26 protein-coding genes are annotated in these 22,117 nt (G+C 35.3%); 5 read left to right on the top strand and 21 right to left on the bottom strand.

The window, feature by feature from the left end; genetic code table 11:
* Positions 1-46 precede the first annotated feature (46 nt).
* The 4 genes from ilvD to LPC09_RS10995 all read right to left on the bottom strand — a co-directional run bounded on the left by ilvD (position 47) and on the right by LPC09_RS10995 (position 3,114).
* A complete protein-coding gene (ilvD, locus tag LPC09_RS11010) occupies positions 47-1,723 on the bottom strand; it encodes a dihydroxy-acid dehydratase (RefSeq protein ID WP_098799789.1) in 1,677 nt (558 codons plus the stop codon).
* 207 nt (positions 1,724-1,930) lie between these two features.
* Positions 1,931-2,584 carry a zinc-binding dehydrogenase gene (locus LPC09_RS11005; RefSeq protein WP_098799788.1) on the bottom strand — a complete coding sequence of 218 codons (654 nt, stop codon included), beginning with the start codon at positions 2,582-2,584 and terminating at the stop codon, positions 1,931-1,933.
* A 137-nt stretch (positions 2,585-2,721) separates the two neighbouring features.
* Positions 2,722-2,973: a YnfE family protein gene (locus LPC09_RS11000; protein WP_231309517.1), complete on the bottom strand. Its 252-nt coding sequence runs from the start codon at positions 2,971-2,973 to the stop codon at positions 2,722-2,724.
* Positions 2,974-3,114: a hypothetical protein gene (locus LPC09_RS10995; protein WP_176551261.1), complete on the bottom strand. Its 141-nt coding sequence runs from the start codon at positions 3,112-3,114 to the stop codon at positions 2,974-2,976.
* A gap of 145 nt (positions 3,115-3,259) precedes the next feature.
* Between LPC09_RS10995 and LPC09_RS10990 the strand changes: the two genes are divergently transcribed.
* Positions 3,260-4,132, top strand: coding sequence for a cupin domain-containing protein (locus LPC09_RS10990; RefSeq protein WP_098799786.1), 873 nt, complete (start codon positions 3,260-3,262; stop codon positions 4,130-4,132).
* Positions 4,133-4,349: 217 nt separating this feature from the next.
* Here the strand turns inward: LPC09_RS10990 and LPC09_RS10985 are convergent, their stop codons facing one another.
* From LPC09_RS10985 to LPC09_RS10975, 3 genes are all read right to left on the bottom strand, one after another.
* Positions 4,350-4,487, bottom strand: coding sequence for a hypothetical protein (locus LPC09_RS10985; protein WP_162987311.1), 138 nt, complete (start codon positions 4,485-4,487; stop codon positions 4,350-4,352).
* Between the two features lie 143 nt (positions 4,488-4,630).
* Positions 4,631-4,834, bottom strand: coding sequence for a hypothetical protein (locus LPC09_RS10980; RefSeq protein ID WP_231309516.1), 204 nt, complete (start codon positions 4,832-4,834; stop codon positions 4,631-4,633).
* Between the two features lie 37 nt (positions 4,835-4,871).
* A complete protein-coding gene (locus LPC09_RS10975) occupies positions 4,872-5,123 on the bottom strand; it encodes a hypothetical protein (RefSeq protein ID WP_231309515.1) in 252 nt (83 codons plus the stop codon).
* A 177-nt stretch (positions 5,124-5,300) separates the two neighbouring features.
* On the opposite strand from LPC09_RS10975, the gene LPC09_RS10970 reads away from it, so the two are divergent.
* Together LPC09_RS10970 and LPC09_RS10965 are read left to right on the top strand one after the other, a co-directional pair.
* The gene (locus tag LPC09_RS10970; protein WP_098799784.1) at positions 5,301-6,230 is read left to right on the top strand and encodes an ABC transporter ATP-binding protein; all 930 of its coding nucleotides are present in this window, start codon (positions 5,301-5,303) and stop codon (positions 6,228-6,230) included.
* A 1-nt stretch (position 6,231) separates the two neighbouring features.
* On the top strand, positions 6,232-7,344 hold the full coding sequence (locus LPC09_RS10965) for an ABC transporter permease (RefSeq protein ID WP_231309514.1): 1,113 nt from the start codon (positions 6,232-6,234) through the stop codon (positions 7,342-7,344).
* Positions 7,345-7,400: 56 nt separating this feature from the next.
* Here the strand turns inward: LPC09_RS10965 and LPC09_RS10960 are convergent, their stop codons facing one another.
* The 4 genes from LPC09_RS10960 to LPC09_RS10945 form a co-directional block, all read right to left on the bottom strand.
* A complete protein-coding gene (locus LPC09_RS10960) occupies positions 7,401-8,687 on the bottom strand; it encodes a CitMHS family transporter (protein ID WP_098798239.1) in 1,287 nt (428 codons plus the stop codon).
* A 49-nt stretch (positions 8,688-8,736) separates the two neighbouring features.
* A complete protein-coding gene (locus tag LPC09_RS10955; protein ID WP_098798240.1) occupies positions 8,737-9,066 on the bottom strand; it encodes an AtuA-related protein in 330 nt (109 codons plus the stop codon).
* Positions 9,038-10,375 (bottom strand): acyclic terpene utilization AtuA family protein, encoded by a 1,338-nt coding sequence (locus LPC09_RS10950; protein ID WP_098798241.1) that lies wholly within the window; start codon positions 10,373-10,375, stop codon positions 9,038-9,040. The genes LPC09_RS10955 and LPC09_RS10950 overlap by 29 nt, the downstream gene beginning before the upstream one ends.
* A gap of 306 nt (positions 10,376-10,681) precedes the next feature.
* Positions 10,682-12,085 carry a sigma-54 interaction domain-containing protein gene (locus LPC09_RS10945; RefSeq protein ID WP_098798242.1) on the bottom strand — a complete coding sequence of 468 codons (1,404 nt, stop codon included), beginning with the start codon at positions 12,083-12,085 and terminating at the stop codon, positions 10,682-10,684.
* 205 nt (positions 12,086-12,290) lie between these two features.
* Here LPC09_RS10945 and LPC09_RS10940 point away from each other — a divergent pair, with 205 nt between their 5' ends.
* Positions 12,291-13,403 (top strand): chitobiase/beta-hexosaminidase C-terminal domain-containing protein, encoded by a 1,113-nt coding sequence (locus LPC09_RS10940; protein WP_231309513.1) that lies wholly within the window; start codon positions 12,291-12,293, stop codon positions 13,401-13,403.
* A 40-nt stretch (positions 13,404-13,443) separates the two neighbouring features.
* On the opposite strand, the gene LPC09_RS10935 is transcribed toward LPC09_RS10940, so the two are convergent.
* The 9 genes from LPC09_RS10935 to LPC09_RS10895 all read right to left on the bottom strand — a co-directional run bounded on the left by LPC09_RS10935 (position 13,444) and on the right by LPC09_RS10895 (position 20,597).
* Positions 13,444-14,163, bottom strand: coding sequence for an ABC transporter permease (locus tag LPC09_RS10935; protein WP_098798243.1), 720 nt, complete (start codon positions 14,161-14,163; stop codon positions 13,444-13,446).
* Complete coding sequence (locus tag LPC09_RS10930) at positions 14,164-14,871, bottom strand: ABC transporter permease (RefSeq protein WP_098798244.1); 708 nt, start codon at positions 14,869-14,871, stop codon at positions 14,164-14,166.
* Positions 14,868-15,782, bottom strand: coding sequence for an ABC transporter ATP-binding protein (locus LPC09_RS10925; protein WP_098798245.1), 915 nt, complete (start codon positions 15,780-15,782; stop codon positions 14,868-14,870). Before LPC09_RS10925 ends, LPC09_RS10930 begins: the two co-directional genes overlap by 4 nt.
* A 112-nt stretch (positions 15,783-15,894) precedes the next feature.
* Positions 15,895-17,232, bottom strand: a complete 1,338-nt coding sequence (locus LPC09_RS10920; protein ID WP_098798246.1) for a HAMP domain-containing sensor histidine kinase — start codon at positions 17,230-17,232, stop codon at positions 15,895-15,897.
* Complete coding sequence (locus tag LPC09_RS10915; RefSeq protein WP_098798247.1) at positions 17,229-17,897, bottom strand: response regulator transcription factor; 669 nt, start codon at positions 17,895-17,897, stop codon at positions 17,229-17,231. The genes LPC09_RS10920 and LPC09_RS10915 overlap by 4 nt, the downstream gene beginning before the upstream one ends.
* A 91-nt stretch (positions 17,898-17,988) precedes the next feature.
* Positions 17,989-18,366, bottom strand: a complete 378-nt coding sequence (locus tag LPC09_RS10910) for a VOC family protein (RefSeq protein WP_098798248.1) — start codon at positions 18,364-18,366, stop codon at positions 17,989-17,991.
* Positions 18,367-18,456: 90 nt separating this feature from the next.
* A complete protein-coding gene (locus LPC09_RS10905) occupies positions 18,457-18,861 on the bottom strand; it encodes a VOC family protein (protein WP_231309512.1) in 405 nt (134 codons plus the stop codon).
* Between the two features lie 174 nt (positions 18,862-19,035).
* On the bottom strand, positions 19,036-20,316 hold the full coding sequence (locus LPC09_RS10900; protein ID WP_098798250.1) for an MFS transporter: 1,281 nt from the start codon (positions 20,314-20,316) through the stop codon (positions 19,036-19,038).
* A gap of 110 nt (positions 20,317-20,426) precedes the next feature.
* Positions 20,427-20,597 (bottom strand): hypothetical protein, encoded by a 171-nt coding sequence (locus LPC09_RS10895; protein WP_098798251.1) that lies wholly within the window; start codon positions 20,595-20,597, stop codon positions 20,427-20,429.
* Between the two features lie 130 nt (positions 20,598-20,727).
* On the opposite strand from LPC09_RS10895, the gene LPC09_RS10890 reads away from it, so the two are divergent.
* Entirely contained in the window at positions 20,728-20,907 is a 180-nt protein-coding gene (locus tag LPC09_RS10890; RefSeq protein ID WP_098798252.1) for a hypothetical protein, read from the top strand.
* Positions 20,908-20,956: 49 nt separating this feature from the next.
* Here LPC09_RS10890 and LPC09_RS10885 read toward each other — a convergent pair whose 3' ends face one another.
* Entirely contained in the window at positions 20,957-21,922 is a 966-nt protein-coding gene (locus LPC09_RS10885; protein ID WP_098798253.1) for an alpha/beta hydrolase, read from the bottom strand.
* Positions 21,923-22,117: the final 195 nt, after the last annotated feature.

Raw genomic sequence — 22,117 nt, 5'->3', positions numbered from 1 at the left:
AAAGGGGTTCAGAATGAAATCATTCTGGACCCCTTTTTAATGCATATTAGATTTTCATAATACCGCCGGTACTAGCAGATGTGACAAGTTTGGAATAACGAGCTAGATAGCCTTTTTTCACTTTTGGTTCAAAGCCTTTCCAGTTACCTTTACGTTTTTCCCACTCTTCATCATCTACTTGAACATCCATTGTACGGTTTTCAATATCAATTACGATGTGGTCACCATTTTCAACGAATGCTAGTGGACCGCCTTCTGCCGCTTCAGGTGAAGCATGTCCGATCGACAATCCACGAGAAGCTCCTGAGAAACGACCATCTGTTACAAGTGCAACTTTTGGTCCAAGTCCCATACCAACAATCATTGAAGTTGGAGAAAGCATTTCCGGCATACCAGGTCCACCTTTTGGTCCCTCGTAACGAATGATTACAACATGTCCTTCTTTTACTTTACCATTTACAATTCCATTGATTGCCTCTTCTTGTGATTCAAACACAATTGCAGGTCCTTCATGGCTAGTAATTCCATTTTGTACACCACCTGTTTTAATGATGGCACCGTCTGGAGCAAGGTTTCCGAATAAAACAGCAAGTCCACCTTTTTCAGTATGCGGATTGTCAATAGGACGGATCACCTCATGGTCTTTTATTTCACAGCCAGCGATGTTCTCCCCAAGGGTTTTGCCCGTAACAGTTAAAGTATCAAGATGAAGAGCTCCTTCTTTCTTAGAAAGCTCATACAATGCAGCAGATACACCACCAGCTTCATGTAAATCCTCAATATGATGATCTGATGCAGGGGCAAGCTTAGATAAATGCGGAACACGGGCTGCCACTTCATTAATACGTTGAATTGGGTATTCAATTTCCGCTTCATGTGCTAAAGCTAACGTGTGAAGAACCGTGTTTGTTGATCCACCTAATGCCATATCAAGTGCAAAAGCATTATCAATTGCTTTTTCTGTTACGATATCTCTAGGCTTAATATCGTCTTTAATAAGATTCATTAATTGTTTTGCAGAACGTTTTACAAACTCTCTACGCTCGGGCGCCACGGCTAAAATCGTTCCGTTACCAGGAAGAGCTAATCCAAGTGCTTCAGCTAAACAGTTCATAGAGTTCGCTGTAAACATACCTGAACAAGAACCGCATGTTGGGCAGCCAAATTGCTCAAGCTCTGTTAAACCTTTTTCATCTAGTTTACCAGATTGGTAGGCACCTACTCCTTCAAATACTGATGAAAGTGAGATTTTTTTACCATCACTTGTAACACCAGCCTTCATCGGGCCACCACTTACAAATACTGTAGGGATATTAAGACGTAATGCTGCCATCATCATCCCTGGTGTGATTTTGTCACAGTTTGGAATACAAACCATTCCATCGAACCAATGTGCTGAAACAACAGTTTCAATAGAATCTGCAATAATTTCACGGCTTGGTAAGGAATAGCGCATCCCAATATGTCCCATCGCAATTCCATCATCTACACCGATTGTATTAAATTCAAATGGTACTCCACCCGCTTCTCGAATAGCTTCTTTTACAATTTTACCGAATTCTTGTAAATGTACGTGTCCAGGTACAATATCAATATATGAATTACAAACCGCGATAAACGGTTTATCAAAATCCTCTTCTTTTACACCTGCCGCACGAAGTAAGCTACGATGCGGAGCACGATCAAATCCTTTTTTAATCATATTACTACGTAAATCCATCATTCCAATCTCCCTTCTCTTGACGTAATTAAAGAATGATAGTAATAGGTTACTTCTAATTGACTAAATAATCAATATATTTCTTCTTATTTGAATAATTATTATACTAATTTATTTTAAAAAGAGATAAAGAATGGAAGTTTGTAGTAAATTAACCTCTTACTTTTCATTAAATATTATTTTTATATTTTAAAAATAAATAGTACTACCTTACATGGTTATAACAACTTTTCCCTGCGCGTGTCCTTCAGCAAAATAGGTTAAAGCCTGTCGTATTTCACTTAATTCAAATTGTTTATCAATCACTGCTTTTACCTTACCAGATTCTATTAAATCTTTTATAAATATCAGATCTTTTCGATTAGCTCTTTGCAAAAAGACATTCATTTTCTTTTTTTCTGTAAAAGATATCCAGCCTCCCTGTAAAGCTGTTTGATACATTTGAGATTCAGCCCCACCAATGTGAACAAAGATTCCATGATGTTTTAATGCTCGCTTATAAACAGGTTGATGACCGTTTACCCCGATGATCAGATCAAAATACTCCCTGTATTTATCAATACCTTCATTTTTATAATAATCCCTAAATACCTCATCTCCTGGTTTAAACTGAGCTACTTTTGAACCCACAGCTTCAACACAACCTGCGATGTCACCACCTGGAATTGGATGTTTGGGCTTTAATACTCCATAAAACAATCGAGTGATGTACGGTTTTCCTTTTAAAAGGACAAGATTCCCAAAATTAACCGAAGCTGCATGTATTTTCACCAGAACTTGATGGTCATTAGGGATGGGGTTATCAACTTCTTCTAGGTTTAAAACCTCTGGTAAACCGTATTTGTACTGAACAATTGCTTTCATAATGTATTCCTCCCATTGGAATATCAGCTTGTAATATTGCTCAGTAATAAATATGGAAGAAAGTAAAGAAAAGACCTATTGCAAATAAATTTACAAGACTCAGTTGAGTAAAAATTAAAAAAACACCCCGCAGGATGTTATTTTGTTAATAGATTGTATTCATCTTCTAACTCATCTAACGATATTTCATTTGAAGCACACTTAACTGCAGCGTTTACAATTTGATCAAAGTTTTCAGATGAATTGATTTCTAATAAAAAATGCCGTTCAACTTTTTCTAATTCCTCTTGCTGTCTCAACAATTCCTCATCTTTTCCTTCATAATCTGGAGCACTCAATGTTTCAAGATTTTGTTTAATAATTTGAACATAGTGCTTTAACTCATCCATCTATTTTGACTCCTTTAAAGGTTTATTATTTTGTTGTATTGTGATGATTTCGTTTCGCTCTCCTCCATCGGAAAGCTCTTCTGAAAATTCGTGTTCATTAGTTGGTCTATACTCTTCTTTTGTATGTTTTGTTTCTTTCATAATAATTCTCCTTTCTTTTTATTTTTAGTATGTAACGAACTAAAAATATCCATCCAGACAAATCAATTAGGACAATAAAAAGAAGTACACTCTTTACACATAGGCATATGATAATGATGTGAATTTATTGAAAGGGTTGAGAAAAATGTATGAACCTTATCCTTATTACCACTCTGGATTTTTAACAAGAAATGTTCAAGAATACAATTATCAGGTAATGTCGATTCTCCTAGATGAAATTAAAAAAGGTGCTTCAACAATTGACCTTTATATGAGGTTGGCAAAATCAGCTACAGATGAAAACCACAGAAATGACATTCTTTATGCGTTAGAAGGAAAAAAAGCATCCACCAATCAACTCACCAATTTGTATATAAACCTTACTGGAACAAAGCCTCTTTATCAAATTGTTGAAATTCCTTTTCTAAGTTACGAAGAAGGATTGGAAAAGGCTTTTGAAGCTGAAGGTTATTTCGAAGATCGAAATCATTCTTTACTTAATCAAGATCCTATTATGCAGAATATCTTATGGTTGAAGACAAATGCTCAGCAAGTAAATGCACAAATATTCCGGAATTTACTTGAAGACCGTGCGAATCAGAGAAAAGATTATGGCAGAAACCCCTATGTTGTTGATATTGAGAAGGTCACAAAACAAAACAAAACATTTCGTACGTCAATATGGACAGGTAACAAACTTCAAGTCACATTAATGAGTATTGATGTTGGAGATAGCATTGGATTAGAAAATCATCCGAATACAGATCAATTCTTGAGAATTGAAGAAGGTCAAGGACTTGTCCAAATGGGTGACAGAAAAGATCGATTGGATTATGTAAGAAAAGTATCTGATGATTTTGCGATAATGGTACCAGCCGGAAAATGGCATAATCTCACAAATACGGGAAATAAACCTCTTAAGCTTTACTCGATTTACGCACCACCAGAGCATCCGTTTGGAACAGTGCATAGAACGAAAGCCGAAGCAATGGCTGCTGAAGAAAGTAGAAATTTCTAAATCCGTTCAATAAAAAAGGATGGGAAAAATGAGAACATCATGTTCTCTTTTCCCATCCTTTTCTATATCTATAGGTTTGTGATTAAAATCATGTTTCGCTAATAATAGATTTATTCTATTTATGCAATTACAACGATTTTACAGCATTCACGCACAACAAAAACAGTCTTTTCTATGTATACTCTATACTTTCAAAAAAGACTGCTTATCTATTTTTTTACATTTTGTTAACAGGTGTTACAACAGCATATAAGTTATCTGATGTATTGGAAATATTTACTTCAATAACTTTGTATCCATTTCCTCCGTCTTTGTAGTCATTCTTAATAGAAATAGTTGTTTGTTGATTGTTCATGTTAAACTTTCCTTCCTATGTTAAATTTCTCACACAGAAGTTAATATATGACGGAGGTTAGAAAATGTGTCATATATTTATCATGATTTTAAAATTTTTTCTTGTTTTTACTACTCACATAACTTATTTCTAGGACCTCTCTTCTACCCTTTTTTTCTATAATAGATTAAAAACTCTTCCATCATATCAGTTACTTCCTTCTTCTTTAGTTTCCTTAACCATTCAACTTTATCAATTGGAAGCTTCAATTTTAAAGTGATATCTTCAAGAGGCATTTCCACTTTTCTTATCTCTTCTAACGTGATTCCCTCTTCAATATCCGGAAACGAGGAATTGCTTTCGTTCAAAATTGAAAGACCTTTATATTCATCAAAATCATCGATGTCACAAAAAATATGTAATTGGTAACCTCCCTTGCATAACGGTCACACTCATAATCGAATTTATCATTCTTCCATCTTCTAATTCTATTTCAACAATAAGATTGTCAACATGTTTATATTTACTGGCGACTATTTCACTAACAATGATGTTTACTTCAAGTGTAACCGTTGTATTAGTTTCAAAAAGATAAATGGCACTATTAAAAACGCGGATTTCCTCTCCGTCCAATATCACTGATTTTACCTTTTCCATCCTCTGCTCCTCCATTATGTCGTCCATTATATTTCTTCTTAAAATTATTATAAACTAAGAGTTTTTGAGTTGTTATAGAAAAAACAGTAATCAATAAATATAAAAAAAGATGAAACTATTTAAAGAGAATCGCGTACTAGTAAATGGGTATAGTTTCCAAGGAAGTGAGGAGAAAAAATGACGGTGTTAGAGGTAAAGCAGTTGAAAAAATCATTTGGTTCTGTTCATGCCGTTCAAGACATTAGCTTTTCGGTTCAAGCTGGTGAAGTATTCACCATTATTGGTCCAAACGGTGCGGGCAAAACAACAACATTAGAAATGATTGAAGGCTTGGTAATTCCTGATTCAGGTGAAATTATGTATGGGGAACTAAACTGGGAAAAGAACGGAACAGAGATTAAAAAGAAAATTGGTGTACAGCCGCAGTCAAGTGCAATGTTTGATTTGTTAACACCTGAGGAAAATCTTAGTCTTTTTGCTACTTTTTATGACAAGGCCCGCCCTACAAAAGAAATTTTAGATCTTGTTAATCTTACTGAGCACCGCAAAAATCATGTAAAAAAGCTTTCTGGTGGACAGCGTCAACGTCTAGCGATTGGCCTTGCGATGATAAGTGATCCTGACATCATCTTTCTGGATGAACCAACAACAGGCCTAGATCCACAAGCAAGGAGAAATATTTGGGATATTATTTTACAGCTTAAACAACTTGGTAAAACAACCATTTTAACAACTCATTATATGGAAGAAGCTGAAAAATTAAGTGACAGAGTTTGCATTGTTGATCAAGGACGAGTTATTACATTAGACACACCATCTGCCCTTATCGAAAAGTTAACAAAAGAAAGAGAAGTAAGATTATCGTTTGTTGACGGTGAAGAAGCTGCTATAGAAGCAAATACATTTTCACAAAATCTTCAGTCAGTTTCTCGTACTGAACGTGAAGATTCATCATTAAGGATATGGACAGCAAATCCAGAAGATACACTTTATGACTTATTCGCATTTACAAAAGAAAAGAATTATCGAGTTGAACAGGTCTCCATTCGTGAAATGAGTTTAGAAGATGTATTTATTGAATTCACTGGCAAGGAATGGAGGGATTAGGATGAATCAATTCAAACAAATGTTTATTGCACAATTAAAATTAACATTTCGAGAAAAACAATCATGGTTTTGGGGCATCTTTTTTCCTGTTATTTTAATGGTTATCTTTATGTCTATTTTCAGTGGTAGCTCTGATAACGAATTTTCAGCAAATGTTGCAATTGTGAATGAAAATCCTAATCCCACGTCAAACATGATGCTTGAGCAAATACTTAAGCTAGATGTACTTGAGCTTGAAACAGAAGACCCTGTAACACGAGAAGAAGCTGACAAATTGGTAAAAAATCAAGAAGTGGATGCAGCGATTGTCCTACCAGAATCAATTGATGCCTCTTCCCTACGACTTGTTGTTAACAAAGAAGATGAACAAGGAGCAACAGCACAAGCACTTACAGGTATGCTAAATCAATTTGTTCAACAAACAAACCTAGTAGCTTCAGGTGTAACACCTTCTTTTGAATTACAAACAGAAGCCATTTCATCAGGTAATGCTGAATTAAGTTACACAGATTTTCTACTTACTGGAATGATTGCATTGGCAATTGCACAAGGTGGAATGTTTGGGATGGTTGGATTAGTGGAGATGCGTAGCAAAGGCTTAATCAAACGACTACAAATGACTCCGGCTAATATGAACCTTTTTGGTTTAAGCGATATGGTCATGAGGGTATTATTCAGTGTTGTTCAGATTATTCTCTTATCGCTCATTGGAGTATATATTTTTGGTGCAAACTTGTTTATCAATTTTCCAACTCTGTTAATTGTCTTTTTACTCGGTACCCTATCGTTTACAGCTGTTGGTTATTTTATCTCTTCCTTCAGCAAAACTACAGAAGCTTATATGGGTGTAGCCAATATTGCAAACTTTCTCATGATGTTTTTAAGTGGCGTTTTTTTCCCAATCGAAACGATGCCGGAGTGGATCCGCCCAATCTCAAATGTTCTGCCTCTCACCTACTTTGTTGAAGGCTTAAGAGAGAGTATGGTTTATGAAACCAGTCTCTTTACTGCTTCTATTTGGGCAGGAATAGCTATTATGGTTCTTTGGGGAGTTGTTACGTTTGTGATTGGGTCATTATTGTATAAACGGAAGTCGATTGTGGCTGTGAGGTAGGTACTTAATATGAAACCAGTTAAAAAAGCCAACTGAATTAGTTGGCTTTTTAGTTCTTAGATCGCACCAATAATAAGGGCGACAATGGCCATCACAATTGTTGTGCCAAATGCCCATTTAAAAATAAAGCGCTGATGATCCCCTAATTCAACTCCTGCTAAACCAATTAATAAAAAGGTTGAAGCCGTTAAAGGACTTAGTGGGAAACCAGTTGTCATTTGACCTAAGATGGAAGCTCTGGCCATTTCGATCGGTGCAACTCCATATATTTCAGCTGATTGACTTAATACTGGCAAAACACCAAAATAATACGCATCAGGTGTAAAAAGAAGGCTGATTGGCATGCTAATAACTGCAATAACTATAGCCATTGATCCCCCAATCCCCTCAGGAATAATATTAACCATAGCTAATGCCATTGCTTCGATCATGCCTGTTCCACTTAGAATGCCAGTAAAAATTCCAGCTGAAAATATAATTGATACAACAGTTACCATTCCAAGTGCTTGACTCTTGACTTGTTCTTGTTGGTCATTTGGTTTAGGATAATTTATAAGTAAAACAATAGCAAATGCAACCATAAACACTATTGGTAGAGGAAGCCAAACTTTTACAAGTGCGACAATTGTTAGGATGGTAATAACTAGGTTAATCCAAAATAATTTAGGCCTTCTCATTTTTCTTTCTTCTTCTGAAAGCTCTTGATCATAATCATATTCCATATCTGTAACACCTAATCGTTTTCTCTCTTTTTTACCAAGAATATAAGCAACAAAAAGTACCCAAATTATTCCTGCTATCATTGCTGGTATAAGCGGTGAAAAAATAGCCCCAGGATCTAATTCTAATGCACTGCCAGCTCTTGCTGTTGGCCCGCCCCATGGCATAATATTCATTACTCCAGCACCTAATGCAACAACACCTGCTAGAACAAGTCGATTCATTTTTAATTTATCATATAAAGGCAAAAGAGCTGGTATTGTAATTAAAAATGTGGAAGCCCCAGATCCATCAAGATGAGTAACCATAGAAATAACCGCTGTTCCAATAACAATTTTTAATGGATCTCCTTTTACCAACTTTAATACTCTTGAAATAATAGGGTCAAATAATCCAGCATTATTCATTACACCAAAAAATAAAATGGCAAATCCTAACATAATTCCTGTTGGAGCTACGCTTTGAATTCCTTCTAACATAAGAGTTCCAATATCGGAACTAAATCCTCCTATTAAAGAAAATACAAGTGGAACAACAATTAACGCGACAATAACGGATACTCTTTTCGTTAAAATCAATAATAAGAAAACGCCGATCGTTAAAAATCCTAAGGTCGCTAACATATGATTCCTCCTAACGTAATTTAAGCGCTTACAAGCTGCTAATTACTTTCTACTCATTCAATAAAGGAATTTCCATTTCCAATAAAGCGCTACTCAAACTTTTCCCATGTGTATCTAGTGCAAGAGAGGTCGTTACCCCTCCTAGTAAACTATTTTTACAAACAAAATTATAGGATTTAATAGATGGTATGTCATAACGAATTACTTCACCATCAAAAATGTCCTTAAAATGCTCCTTTACTCGTTCTACAGTTACGACCTGACCTATCCAATCAAAATCACTTTCCTTAAATGGGATAAGTGAAAGATTAGAGGTATTCCCCTTATCACCTGCTCTGCTATGTGCTACCTCATATAGTTTGATTCGCTTTCCTTTCATGCGTTATAACCTCCACTTGTATCTTTTTATCAACTAAATTTCTTTCTATAAAAGTTGAAACAACACCTAAACATTCTATTGCTCTTTTTCTTGCACCACCGCCTCCATACGGTCCATTAGTGTATAGTGCTTCTACTTCATTTCCAATACTGTGAGCTTCTTTTATATCTTTACAAAGAGCAGCTGCTCGTAGTCTTACTTCATAAGGTTGATCATTTCCTAAGTTTGTACGATGAACGGAGGAAAGACCAATCAGATCAATCCTTAAGTCTTGTATCTTTTGACAAAGTCTTTTATTTAATATACACTCCGCCATCTTGGCTCTTTGAACAGCGGTTGAACCTGCATAAGAAATTTCTCCTTCACCAAGATAACCTGCATCATAACCAATAGATACTTTATAAGCACTAGGCTTTTTCGTACCTTTTCCCCCCTCTACCCTTACTTCATTTTCAGCTAGCTGAGTCAGCTTAACATTAGAAAAATCTGCTGTTACATCTGGTGTTAGGTATTGAGTTGGATCATGGACCTCGTATAGTAGTTGCTCTTTAACTGTTCGTAAGTTTACTACACCACCTGAGTCAGGAGTCTTTGAAATAATGGCTGTTCCATCCCTCTCAATACTTGCAAATGGAAAACCTATGTCTGCTAACCTATCAACTTCTTTTTCTCCTATATCCGCAAAATAGCCACCTGTAATTTGACCAGCGCATTCAAGTAAATGTCCAATCACAGTACCTTGCCCTAATGTTTCATAATCATTTAGTGACCAACCATAGTAATCGATCATCGGCGCAAGAAATAATGATGGATCAGCAACACGTCCTGTAATAATAATATCTGCTTTAGTTTGTAAAGCTGGTAAAAGTGCCTTGGCTCCTAAATAAGCATTAGCTGAGATTACTTGATAATCTCTAACCTTATTTGTGTTTTCAAGGACTTCATTTTCACTATCTAGCTCTTGTATCACATCATCACCTGATACAACTGCAACCTTACAAGAAATATTCATTTCATTTGCAATCTTAATAATCTTTTTAGCACCAGCCATTGGATTGGCCGCTCCCATATTTGTTACGATTCGGAATCGTTTTTTATCCAATACTGGTAATAAGGCAGATATTCGATCAACAAGTAGAGGATCGTAACCCTTATTTTTATCTTTCCTCTTTTCTTTCTGGGCAATGGCGATTGTTCTTTCAGCTAAACACTCTAATACTAAATAATCCAGTTTTACTTTTTGAGCCAGTTCAACAGCGGGTTCAAGCCGATCACCTGAAAATCCAGCTCCACTTCCGATCTTTAACATTTATTTCACCCCAATAAAGACTAAAAGTACTCAAAAAATTGTTTTTTAGTCCTTTTAATTAATTATTCTTGATGCAATTTATTAATCTTGAAATATTAGACCAGATCCTTCCTGTAAATTCAGTTACATCATTACTTATGCAACTTCCATGCCAAAATAAAAAACGCTTAATGAAAGCGTTTCAAAAAAGTGGGTTTCTAAATTTTTAGAATTTAAAATAACCAATAAACCTCTTTTGATCGTCAATCAGTTGTGAAGACTGTTATTCTAAATCCTTAGAATAAACACAAGTTCTTTTCTAATTTTTTAGAAATCATATAGTTGATACTTTTTCATTTTGTTATAAAGTGTTGCTAAAGACACCCCAAGTTCCTTAGCTGCTTTTTTCTTATCCTCCAGTTCAGAACCATGTTTTTGCAAAACATCTGTAATGATATTTTTCTCTGTCTCCTCAACAGCTGCTTTTAAAAGATAGTTAGAATTTCTTTTTGAGATACTAATAATTTCTCCATGAAAGCTACTAGGTAAATGTTCAGGTAAAATATCTCTTTCGTCTGCCATGCATACAGCATAATCAATTGTATTTTTCAATTCTCGTACATTTCCGATCCAATCGTAAGCTTTTAGAATGGCAAGGGTTGATTGGTGTAATCGATAATACCGTTCACTTTCAGAATGTAGGTTGTGCTTGTGTAAAATGAAATCAATAATGTCGGGAATATCCTGCTTCCTTTTACGAAGTGGCGGAATATCAAGGTGCAATACATTCAGCCGAAAATACAAATCTTCACGAAATCGTTTCTTTTCTATAAGCTGTTTTAGATCACGATTTGTTGCAGCAATTACACGAACATCTATTAGTCTTTCTCCTGCTTCACCTACACGTCTAAGTGTTTTTTCCTGCAAAACTCGTAAAAGTTTAGCTTGAAGATCATAAGATAATTCACCTATTTCGTCTAAAAAAATTGTACCTGAGTTTGCTATTTCAAATAAACCAAGCTTCCCTCCCTTTTTTGCACTTGTAAAAGTACCTTCCGTATATCCAAAAAGCTCACTTTCAATGAGCGATGCTGGAATAGACGCACAATTCACTGGGATAAATGGCTTTTCTGCACGAGAACTTGCATTATGAATTGCTTGAGCGAATAGTTCTTTTCCTGTTCCACTTTCACCAATAATTAAAACCGGTAAATTAGATTCAGCTGCTTTTCTTCCTAAGTGAACAACTCTTTTCAGTCCACTTTCAGAGCCGATTATTTGATCGAATGTATATTTAGCTTGATATAAGGTGTCCATTCTTTCTTTTAATTGAGATAGTTTTTGTTTGTTTTTCTCTAGTTCTTTTGAAAGCTTATGAACTTCTGTTAACCCTTTACAAATCGAAACAGCCCCAATTATTTCGTTGTTTAATATAATTGGGGCCATGTCAACAACATATTCCACAGTTCCTTCTTTCCGATAAACCCCAATTCGTTCTTTTCCGTCTTTTAACGTTTCAATTAATTGTGCTTTTGGACGAACTAACCGAAGAGGTTTTCCAATAATTTCATTAGGTTGTACTCCTGTAATACGCGTATATTCAGGGTTAATTAATTTAACAATCTCTTTACAATCTATTACTAAAACACCATCATGAATGGAGTGGAGCGTAGCTTTAAACCAGTCTAATTGATCTTCTAAGGAAAACTCCTTAAAGTTTTCATATAACATGTCAAACCTCCTCAAATAAAATAAATCCAATCTCTATCAATAAATTTTTTTTTGTATGTGTAATCCTTATTCTAACAAGAAAAATCCACATTTTTCACTAACATGATAAAAAGATTTTTATTGACAGTTTAAAATTCTTCATAATACGATGTAACCGTTAACAAAAGATTCTGAATCTTAATTTTAGAAAATGGGAGGGGATTTTGTGTTAAAAAGAAAACTAAAATTTTTCATTAGCGCTACTGTAGCCACACTCTCTATGTTCTGCTTTTTCTCTCTTTCAGCATTCGCAGGCAACCATCCAACTAATGATGCTGTACAGCCGCCATCTGCCTCGCACAATTCTGGTCAATATTACAAGGAACAGCTCGTTACCTTATCAACTAGTACCCCGGGGACTAAAATCTATTACACAACAGATGGTAGTATACCTACTAAAAACAGTACTTTGTATTCAGAGCCTATTGCAATTGATGAAGATGTAACAATTAAGGCTTTTGCTATTCGTGGTCATGTTAACGAAAAAGCACTTACAAAAAATAAAGGAAATACTAGAAGCGAGGTGGTCACATTCAATTACAATTTTGTAAATAGAGAGGATATTGCTAATAAGTTTCTAGAGTTTGAATATAATAACATGCCATATCGTTTTTATATTCCAGAAAACTATGATCCTTCTGTTTCTTACCCACTTGTTCTTTTTCTTCATGGAGGTGGCGAACGAGGAAGTGATAATCAGAAGCAATTGCTTGCAAATGATGGTGCTATTATATGGGCTGCACCTGAAAATCAATCCAAAAACCCAGCCTTTGTTCTTGCACCACAAGCAAGAAATCAACATGACGGTGGATTTGGAATTACTCGAAATTCGGATAATATTGTCGATTTGGCCAAAGTATTTGAATTTTCAGAGGACCTAGAAAAAGCCCACAAAATCCTACAAAAAGTAATTGAGGATTACAATATTGACCAAAATCGACTATATTCAACAGGACTTTCTCAAGGAGGATATGGAACATTTAATTTGAATATTGCATACCCTGATCTTTTTGCTGCTATGGTCCCAATTGCAGGCGGTGGAAATCCTGAGACTGTACATGTTTTAAAAGATAAACCAATATGGGCTTTTCATGCGGAAGATGATGCAGTAATTCCTGTTTCACATACAAGAAATGCTATTAAGGCAATAAAAGAAGCTGGAGGAAATCCTATATATACAGAGTATCCTGCAGAATTAGGCTATAATCATGCTTCTTGGGTACCAGCCTACGATAACAAGGATATGATTAATTGGATGTTTAGACAAGTTAAACAATAAAAATAAGAAGTGCCTGTTAAATTAGTCAGGCACTTCTTCACTAAACCGCTTTCCTCTGAAAATAAAACAAACCTCCTAATGTAAAAATCATACACCCTCCAACAATAACAAACACCAAGGTTTCAACCGAAAAGGTAAAACCTGATTGCTGCTCTAACACCATTCTTAAAAATGGTTGTGCCCAAGGGTACCATGGACCAAATTTTTCTGAGTTTGCTATTAATATGTTAGGTAGAGTTAAAATGACATTTAAAGCAACAGGTGCAGCAAAGCTGGACCATGCTGTAGATACCCACAATTGCAAAGCGATAATGGGTAAACAGCCTAACCAGCCCATAAACAATCGAACAAGAACATCCTTCCATGGAAAAGTATCGTTGTAACCATGTAAGAATCCTGCGAGAAATAAGCCTACTAATAATAGTATCTGAGTAAGGGCTACAAATAAGCAAACAATAATATACTTAGCACTATATACCTGAGTTCGATTAACTGGTAATGCTAATAACTGTTTCCATCCCCCTTCTGCGTGTTCGTACCTGCAGACAGCAGCGGAAAAAAGACCAGCAATTAATGGTAAAAACAAAATTGCTTGAACCATAATCATGGCAAAAAATGAATTCATCCATTGATTACCGGGAAAATCAGTAAAAGTAAAATAAGCGGCGACAGTGGATAGAATGGGACTAATATATAAGATTTGTAAGACCTTTGACTTTTTAAGTTTGATCCATTCTGTATATAATAAATTTCCTAGCAATTACTTCACATCCTTTCGTTCAAAATGAATAACACTGATAAGAAAAATGACACCACCAACAATAATTCCTAATAACACACTAATTTCAGGTATATCCCACTTATTTTTAAGCAACGGCCATTTCCAAATGAGCCATTCAGGACCTCCATATGAGTACATGGACACAACAGCACCAACGATTCCGACTGCTAGCGGTGTTCCTTGATTAGCTGATGTGACAGAAAACCAAAGCTGTATGGCTAAAATAGGCATTGCAGCAAAATACGGATAAAAGCTGTTAATCGCAATTTCTTGAAACGGAATGTTCTGCTCCCAACCATAAAGACTACCGAACAACCAGGTTCCTATAAACATAAGAATTGTAGGAATAAACAATAGAAGACTAATCATGATAAACTTTGAACAATACACCTTTACTCTACTAATCGGAAGTGCTAGAAGCTGCTTCCAAGCATTTGTTTCATGCTCAATATTTGCAGATAATGAGGCAAGTAGTGCTGCTCCTAAAAGTAAAGCTGGTGCTAGAAAAAGATTGATTTGCTGTAATAGCTGCATCCAGCGATCATCTGACTGCCGAAGAAGATATTCATAACGAAGCATATAATTTAAAGTCGTTAATCCAAAAATTCCAATCGGTCCTAAGAAAACAAGAATCCACATTCCAACTTTTAGCTTTTTAAAATCACTACGTAACAACCTTAAGATCATAAGCTTTTCTCCTCTTTCGTCATGTCTAAGAAAATGCTTTCTAATGACCTTTTCACTTCTTCTACCCGATAAACGTCCAACTTGTGTTGGACAAGAATACGAATCATTTCGGCGACTTCTTTGTTCTTGTTTTGCTTAAACGAAAGGTAATTTCCTTCAATTTCCCCTTTTAATCCTTCTTTGACTAAAATATTCCATGCAGCTTTGGAATTGTTTGTTTGTATGCGTATTTTGCTAACCGATTTCTTTCTTAGAACTTCAATAGAATCTTGAAATATGAGTGATCCTTTTGAAATAATCCCTACTTCGGTTGCCATTTGATCAATCTCTGATAAAAGATGACTTGAAACGAGGACAGTTACACCATATTTTTCTGGTAAACTTTTAATTAATTCTCGAATCTCGATAATACCAGAGGGATCAAGTCCATTTGTTGGTTCGTCTAGAATAAGAAGTTCAGGATTTCCTAGAAGAGCTGATGCAATTCCAAGTCTTTGTTTCATTCCTAATGAAAAGCCTTTAACTGGGCGATTATCATCTTTTTCTAAGCGGACAATAGCAAGGACTTCATCAATTCGTTCTTTTGGAACATGTAATATTGTTTGCAATAATTGTAAATTTTCTCTAGCGGTTAAATGACCATAATACGAAGGAGATTCTACTAAAGATCCAATTCTTCTAAGAATCATTTGTTTGTCTTTTTTCAGGTCTTTTCCAAAAATTTGTATTGATCCTGAAGTTTCTTTCATCAAACCTAAAAGCAGCTTAATAGCGGTTGTTTTTCCTGCACCATTTGGTCCAAGGAACCCATATATAGATCCTTTCGGTATGTTTAAATTCACTGAATTAACAGCTTGTGCTCCTTTAAATGATTTTGTTAAATTGTTCGTTTCTACTATTAATTGACTCATGTTTATCACCTCTGAATACAGAATAAACAATGAATCTTAAAATCGAGTTGTAAGGAAGGTTAAATTTTGTTTAAAAATAAAAAGAGTACGTTGATAAAATCAAACGTACTCACTAAGGTTTCGTTATCGTGATCGTTGTTCCTTCGTTCGAAGAATCAATAGTCCAAATCATGCCCATTTCCTTTGTCATAAGTTCAATGATTGATAATCCGATTCCAACTCCTGATTGCTCCGATTTTTTTTTCATTCCAGGACCTCGATCTTTAATAATGATCTTATCTTCCTCGCAAAGAATCCCAATATATTTACCTGACTTTGCATGTCTTACGACGTTTTGAAATAGATTATCCAATATTCTTTCAAACCAATTTGGATCCATTCTCCAAGATAATGTTTTTTCAAACAACTGAACGTCTACTTCCAGTCCTTCTTTTTCAAAAATTGGATACCAGGCCGAAAGAGAAAGGCGAATTGCTCGATTTACGTCAACATCCTTTGGTTTATACGAATATTTTCCTGAACTTAATAAGGTATAGGAAAGAAGATTTTCAATTAAAGTATGTAAATGATCAATTTTTTTATCTATGATCGTGATTGACTCTTGCCCTTCTGGAGAGATATCCTCATTTTTTAGCGAGTATGCATGGGCACGAATTGTTGCTAATGGCGTACGAAGATCGTGGGATAAATTCGCAATCAGCTCTTTTCGAAGCTTTTCTTCTTCTTGTTCACGCAATCTTCCAACCTCTAAGCGTTCAATCATTTTATTAAATGAATCTTCTAATTGACCTAACTCATCCATTTCTCCAACTTTTACCTTACTAGGAATATTCTGATTTTCTATATCCATAGTTGACTGAAGTCTCACAATTCTTTTTTGAATGGTTCGAAAAAACAACCAAAAAAGAATGATAAATAGTAGCAATAATAGTCCTACAACTATTGCATAGATGATTTCGAAGTAATTCTCCAATTGCTGGATAGGATAATCCATGTACTTTCGATCAATTTGCAGGACAATAAGGCCATTCTTCTCTTCACCAATAAAAGAAACAACAGTAAACGGATCGCCTCCATAGCTTTCTTTCATAAACAACACAATATCACTTGCATTCCAAATTTCAGGAACCCTGGCCTTTTCATTTGAAGTAAATCGTGTTTTTCCAGTGTTATCCACCCAAAAAACAGAGGAGTGTTCAAGTTCATTTACTGTTTCTTTTAAACTATCAATAATTTCTGAATCAGTTAGATTTTGTAAAGTCATAGCTTTTTCATGCCATTCTGATTCTATTTCGTCGCTTTGATAAACTTCCATTTTATTGTAATTCACTAATAATGCCGGTAAGTAAACAACAAATGATGCAAGAGGAAAGGCAATTGGCAAGATAAACATAGCACTAATAATTAAGACTAAATATTTCGTTTGCAAACTACGACTTAATTTCTTCATTGCTTTAACCTATAGCCAATTCCTCGAATTGTTTCAATAATAGTTGGTTTAGCAGGATCTTTTTCGATTTTTTCTCTTAAATAACGAATATGGACCATCAGGGTTTTGTCACCTTCAAAAAAGTCCGCTCCCCAAATTGATTCATAGATTTGTTCTTTAGTCATAATTTGACCGGTATGTTTTAATAGATAATCAAAAATTTGCAGCTGCTTTGATGTTAAAATGATTTCTTCCTGAAGTTCATCATCAAACAACTGATATTGCTTTGGATAATATTGCAAGTGCTGTATTTTTACCACAGTTGGCATAATTTTATCAAAGCGACGTAACAGTACACTAATTCTTGCAGCAAGCTCATCTGGATGAAACGGTTTTGTCATATAATCATCTGCAAATTGCAATCCTTCTAGCTTATCATCCACTTGTGAACGCGCTGATAGCATGATGATTGGCAGTTTAGGTGAAGCCTTTTTTAATCTCTTTCCAATAGAAAAGCCGTCTAATCCAGGTAGCATAACATCAAGGATAGCAAGATCTAAGTCATCAGCTCGCTCTAGAGCACCTTCTCCACTTTTTAACCATGTTACTTGATAGCCTCTCTTGGTTAAATCCTGATAAACCCATACTCCTAACTCTTCCTCGTCTTCGACATATAAAATATTCATAACTTCCCCTGCTTTCTACTCTTTCATGAAGATATCCCATCTTAAAGTCTATTTATAGGATGGGATCTTTCATGAGTGTTAACTCCTTTTTTTATTTATCTTCTCTTAATAAATATTCATTGTCATCTTGATCATAGAAACTAAACATTGTGCCGAACTGCATTTTTAACATGTCCCCTACTTTTACACCATTTTGTTTCATTTCTTCATACGCTGATTCAACATCTGTTGTGCTAAATAGAATTGATGGATGAGCAACTTTTGAAGGTTGTTGCTGCTCCATAGCTGACTTTGAATAAAGAACCAATGTCGTAAATTCATCATCACTAGGTCCAACCTCAATCCATGTAGCGTTCGGTCCCATTGGTTGTTCCAACTTTAAGATAAACCCGAGTTTATTAACCCAGAATTCTTTTGCCTGTTCTTGATCTTGTACATAAACCGTTACTTTTCCAACTTTATTTATCATTACATCTTTCTCCTTTTTATTTCTTGATAAGGACAAGGAAAAGGAGTTTGCCCTTTACACCAGAGGTGCAGGTTCAATTACCTTTTATCTCTATTTTGCATTTACATCAGGTTGGTGTAAACCAAAAATATTTCCTTCGGTATCTATATAGTATCCTTGCCAAGCCATACCAGGGAGGGCATATTTAGTCATCGCTACCTTGCCACCTTGTTCCAAAATTTTAGCTTCCGTGGAATCGTAATCTTCTACTCCCATTGTACATGCGTAGCCGTTTAGAGGCTGGTTTTGTTCTGGAGCAGAACTTTGACGTTGCATACGTTGCATTAAAGCGCCATTAATACCGGGCTCATCCTCACTACCTGTTACCGCACCGAAATAAGGCATCCCAGCAAATTCACTCCAATCTTGGAATGTCCAACCAAAAACCTCACCATAAAATTTTTTAGCTCGCTCCATGTTATCTACATGAATTTCAAAATGAACTAATCTGCTCATAAGTTCCTCCTACTATTTTGTACTTTCTTAGTTCATTATGTATCTTCTATACTAGTTTTGATACTCCTTGTTTTATTTTGTATTTCCCAAAGGACCAACTTTAAATTTAAGACCATAAAAAAATCTCCTAATTAGGGAGATTTTTAATCGTGATTAATTAACTTTTTATGCTAATCAATAGGTTAACCCCTTTGATTGCATAACCTCCTGACGTTGTTCTTTAATAAGATATCCACCAAATAAACCTATTAACGAAAAAACCACAGGAATTATAAATCCATAGAAATAACCTATATTGCTTTCAGAGACTTGAAAAAAGTCTAATACTTTACCAAAAATACTTGGTAATAAAACAGCACTTAAAAAACCACCCATATTAGCAAAACCAGTTGCAACTCCTACCTCTTTCGGATCAAAAGATTGGCGGACAATGGCAAAGGTTAAGGTACTTGCACCGTTTCCATAACCAATCATGAAAAACAAGAGAACGATCATAAAAAATGGTGGCTTTCCACTAAATAAGAGAAATGACGACCAGCTAAGAAAAATAATGGAATGAACAATCATATAAGGTTTTTTTATAGAATGAATTCTACTTGAAATCCAGGTTGTTAAAGGTGCTCCAATGATCGCCCCAACAAGACCATACATAATCAATTGACTTGCACTAGAAAGCGACATATCAAACACGTTCATTCCATATGGTACAGCCCAAGAACCAATGAACCCCACATATGTACCAACAGCACCAAAGTGACAGAAGAAAGCTGCCCATGCTTGACGAGTTGAAAAAATACGCTTTAATATCGCCATTGTTTTTTCAGGTGAGGAACTGGTTTTCTTTGCAGAAGGTTGAGTTGAATGATGATTTTTCATCGTTTTTTTTGGACGATGAACCAGAACTATATAAAGAAGTAGTCCACTTAAACATAAAAGGATACCCATTGATAAAAAGGAAGTTCTCCAACCTGTTAATCCTATGAATATAGAAAATGGTACCGATGCTAGAAAAAAGCCAAGACTTCCCGCCATTCCAGCCATTCCAATTAATTTAACAAACTCATTTCCTTTGAACCATTGACTTAAAATTAAAACTAAGTTCACCCAAATAGCTGAATCACCAGTTCCAACAATTAACCTTGCCAAAAGAAGCACAATTTCATTGGGTGCAACACTATACATCAAAGTTCCAATTCCAGCTAAAAACGTTCCAACAATGAGGAAAAAATTAGGTCCAAACCGATCTGATAAAATTCCAATCGGAACCTGTAAACCTGCATATGCGACAAACTGAATACTTGCAATCATGCCAATTGTTGCAGCTGTTACATGAAAATCCTTCATTAATTGAGCTGTAATTAAGCCCGGTGCCGTTCTTTGACTAACTATGAGAAAATAGGTGAATAGGACGGAGGCAAAAACGACCCATCTGTACTTGCTGTTATGTTTGTTCATTTGTATTTGCTCCTAGTTCTTTCATTCTGTTATTATTATAATCTATCTTCCTAGAATATTCATGAGTTAAAAGACCACCCGAATCTAACTCACCCTCCACGGAATTGACTTTACTCGTGTTTTCTACTTTTACTAAGTGACAAAGAGCTTAATATGATGAAGATCATACCCAAACCTACTCCAATGCTCATTGAATAACGAAACACATCTTTTAAAGCTAAGCCGGCCGCTATTGAAGCAATAAATAAAAAGAGAAATAAAACAGTAGCATTGCTTTTCATAAATGATCACCTGTCCTTTACATAATTTTACCATAAAAACTTCATTCTTGCGGTTTTCAGGTTCAACGTATATAAATGGAGCAATAAGCAAACTTTATAAATACGATTATTACCTGAAGGAGCGTTTAGTGTGAATGTTTTAAATTATAAAGATCAAATTCAATTGATTGCCCATTGGTTGAAAACAAGTAAAGTAGAAGTGATTGAAGGATCAGTAAACAAAGAAATCATTCGGTATAACCTGAGAATGGAATTTGATATTCAAGATGAAGAAGTGGTTGATGATGTATATGATTCGGTTATTAAATAATTTAATGATTAAAAGGTGTAAGTCTATATAACTTACACCTCATTTGCAATTAGTTTATATAACGATCAACAAATCGCCATACAGTACCCCAATAAGCCTCAGGATCCACCTTCTCCGCATCTCCATGATTAGCGCCTGAGATAACCAGCTTTTCTTTCTCCACATTTGCTTCCTCATAGACTTTATCTAACATTTCAAAAGGTACAAAGGTATCGGCATCACCATGAATAAATAACATTGGTGTTACACTTTTGGAAACTTGCTCAATAGCGGATGCTTCATATAAATCATATCCAGCACGTACGTTCGTCACTGTATTCGCTGCATTCATAACAGGAAATTCAGGTAAACCGAAAAGATCGTCAAGCTGATACACAAACACATCACTTACTGACGAGTAACCACAATCTTCTACAATTACTTTCAAGTTTGATGGTAACTCTTCTCCAGATGTCATCATGACTGTTGCTCCCCCCATTGAGACACCGAATAAAACAATTTCTGCTTCATGATCTTTTTTTAGTATTTGGTCAATCCACAGTAACATATCTTTACGATCATGCCAGCCCATACCAATATAATTTCCTTCACTTTCCCCATGCCCGCGAAGATCAGGAGCAAGAACATTGTAGCCTTTTTCATGAAAATTCCTAATATATCTCGTCATTGATTTCGCCTTACCATTATAACCATGAACCACGATTGCCCACTTGTGACCAGCTTGTTCATTTTCATAAACATACGCATTTAACTTTAATTGTTCTTTATCCGACGAAACAACGCTTAGCTTGGAAGGACTATACTTTTGCTTAAACTCATCGTCAGCAAGCTCGGCTTCCTCGGCAACAGATGCAACAACAGCATCACTTTGCTGTAAATTTGGATTATCTTCTAAAAATTCTTTCTCTCGATCAACATTTAACGCAAAATTGTAAAAATAGTTTCCTACAAAGAAATAAGCAGCTACTAGTAAAAATGCACAAATTGAGCCTGTAATGATTAGTTTCTTTTTCATTTTCTTTTCTCCATCCAATTAACTATTTGTTTTTTGTAAACAAAAATCCCCGACATCTATTATACCAAGATCGGGGGTTATTCTGTGAAGATATGATCCTATTTAACTAATAAACATGATACTACCAGTACAAGGAACAATTTTTGCAGATTGTTTAGGCTCCTACCGTTACAAAAGATGATGATAAAAGCATAA

It is taken from the genome of Metabacillus sp. B2-18 (assembly GCF_021117275.1).
Taxonomy (GTDB): Bacteria; Bacillota; Bacilli; order Bacillales; family Bacillaceae; genus Metabacillus.
The sequence above is the reverse complement of the archived record's forward strand: the minus strand, read 5'-3'. Positions and strand labels throughout refer to the sequence as shown.

Coding starts and splice junctions, on each gene's coding strand:
- ilvD (WP_098799789.1), bottom strand. CDS start 1,723: ATGATGGATTTACGTAGTAATATGATTAAAAAAGGATTTGATCGTGCT.
- LPC09_RS11005 (WP_098799788.1), bottom strand. CDS start 2,584: ATGAAAGCAATTGTTCAGTACAAATACGGTTTACCAGAGGTTTTAAAC.
- LPC09_RS11000 (WP_231309517.1), bottom strand. CDS start 2,973: ATGGATGAGTTAAAGCACTATGTTCAAATTATTAAACAAAATCTTGAA.
- LPC09_RS10995 (WP_176551261.1), bottom strand. CDS start 3,114: ATGAAAGAAACAAAACATACAAAAGAAGAGTATAGACCAACTAATGAA.
- LPC09_RS10990 (WP_098799786.1), top strand. CDS start 3,260: ATGTATGAACCTTATCCTTATTACCACTCTGGATTTTTAACAAGAAAT.
- LPC09_RS10985 (WP_162987311.1), bottom strand. CDS start 4,487: ATGAACAATCAACAAACAACTATTTCTATTAAGAATGACTACAAAGAC.
- LPC09_RS10975 (WP_231309515.1), bottom strand. CDS start 5,123: ATGGAAAAGGTAAAATCAGTGATATTGGACGGAGAGGAAATCCGCGTT.
- LPC09_RS10970 (WP_098799784.1), top strand. CDS start 5,301: ATGACGGTGTTAGAGGTAAAGCAGTTGAAAAAATCATTTGGTTCTGTT.
- LPC09_RS10965 (WP_231309514.1), top strand. CDS start 6,232: ATGAATCAATTCAAACAAATGTTTATTGCACAATTAAAATTAACATTT.
- LPC09_RS10960 (WP_098798239.1), bottom strand. CDS start 8,687: ATGTTAGCGACCTTAGGATTTTTAACGATCGGCGTTTTCTTATTATTG.
- LPC09_RS10955 (WP_098798240.1), bottom strand. CDS start 9,066: ATGAAAGGAAAGCGAATCAAACTATATGAGGTAGCACATAGCAGAGCA.
- LPC09_RS10950 (WP_098798241.1), bottom strand. CDS start 10,375: ATGTTAAAGATCGGAAGTGGAGCTGGATTTTCAGGTGATCGGCTTGAA.
- LPC09_RS10945 (WP_098798242.1), bottom strand. CDS start 12,085: ATGTTATATGAAAACTTTAAGGAGTTTTCCTTAGAAGATCAATTAGAC.
- LPC09_RS10930 (WP_098798244.1), bottom strand. CDS start 14,871: ATGATCTTAAGGTTGTTACGTAGTGATTTTAAAAAGCTAAAAGTTGGA.
- LPC09_RS10925 (WP_098798245.1), bottom strand. CDS start 15,782: ATGAGTCAATTAATAGTAGAAACGAACAATTTAACAAAATCATTTAAA.
- LPC09_RS10920 (WP_098798246.1), bottom strand. CDS start 17,232: ATGAAGAAATTAAGTCGTAGTTTGCAAACGAAATATTTAGTCTTAATT.
- LPC09_RS10915 (WP_098798247.1), bottom strand. CDS start 17,897: ATGAATATTTTATATGTCGAAGACGAGGAAGAGTTAGGAGTATGGGTT.
- LPC09_RS10910 (WP_098798248.1), bottom strand. CDS start 18,366: ATGATAAATAAAGTTGGAAAAGTAACGGTTTATGTACAAGATCAAGAA.
- LPC09_RS10905 (WP_231309512.1), bottom strand. CDS start 18,861: ATGAGCAGATTAGTTCATTTTGAAATTCATGTAGATAACATGGAGCGA.
- LPC09_RS10900 (WP_098798250.1), bottom strand. CDS start 20,316: ATGAACAAACATAACAGCAAGTACAGATGGGTCGTTTTTGCCTCCGTC.
- LPC09_RS10895 (WP_098798251.1), bottom strand. CDS start 20,597: ATGAAAAGCAATGCTACTGTTTTATTTCTCTTTTTATTTATTGCTTCA.
- LPC09_RS10885 (WP_098798253.1), bottom strand. CDS start 21,922: ATGAAAAAGAAACTAATCATTACAGGCTCAATTTGTGCATTTTTACTA.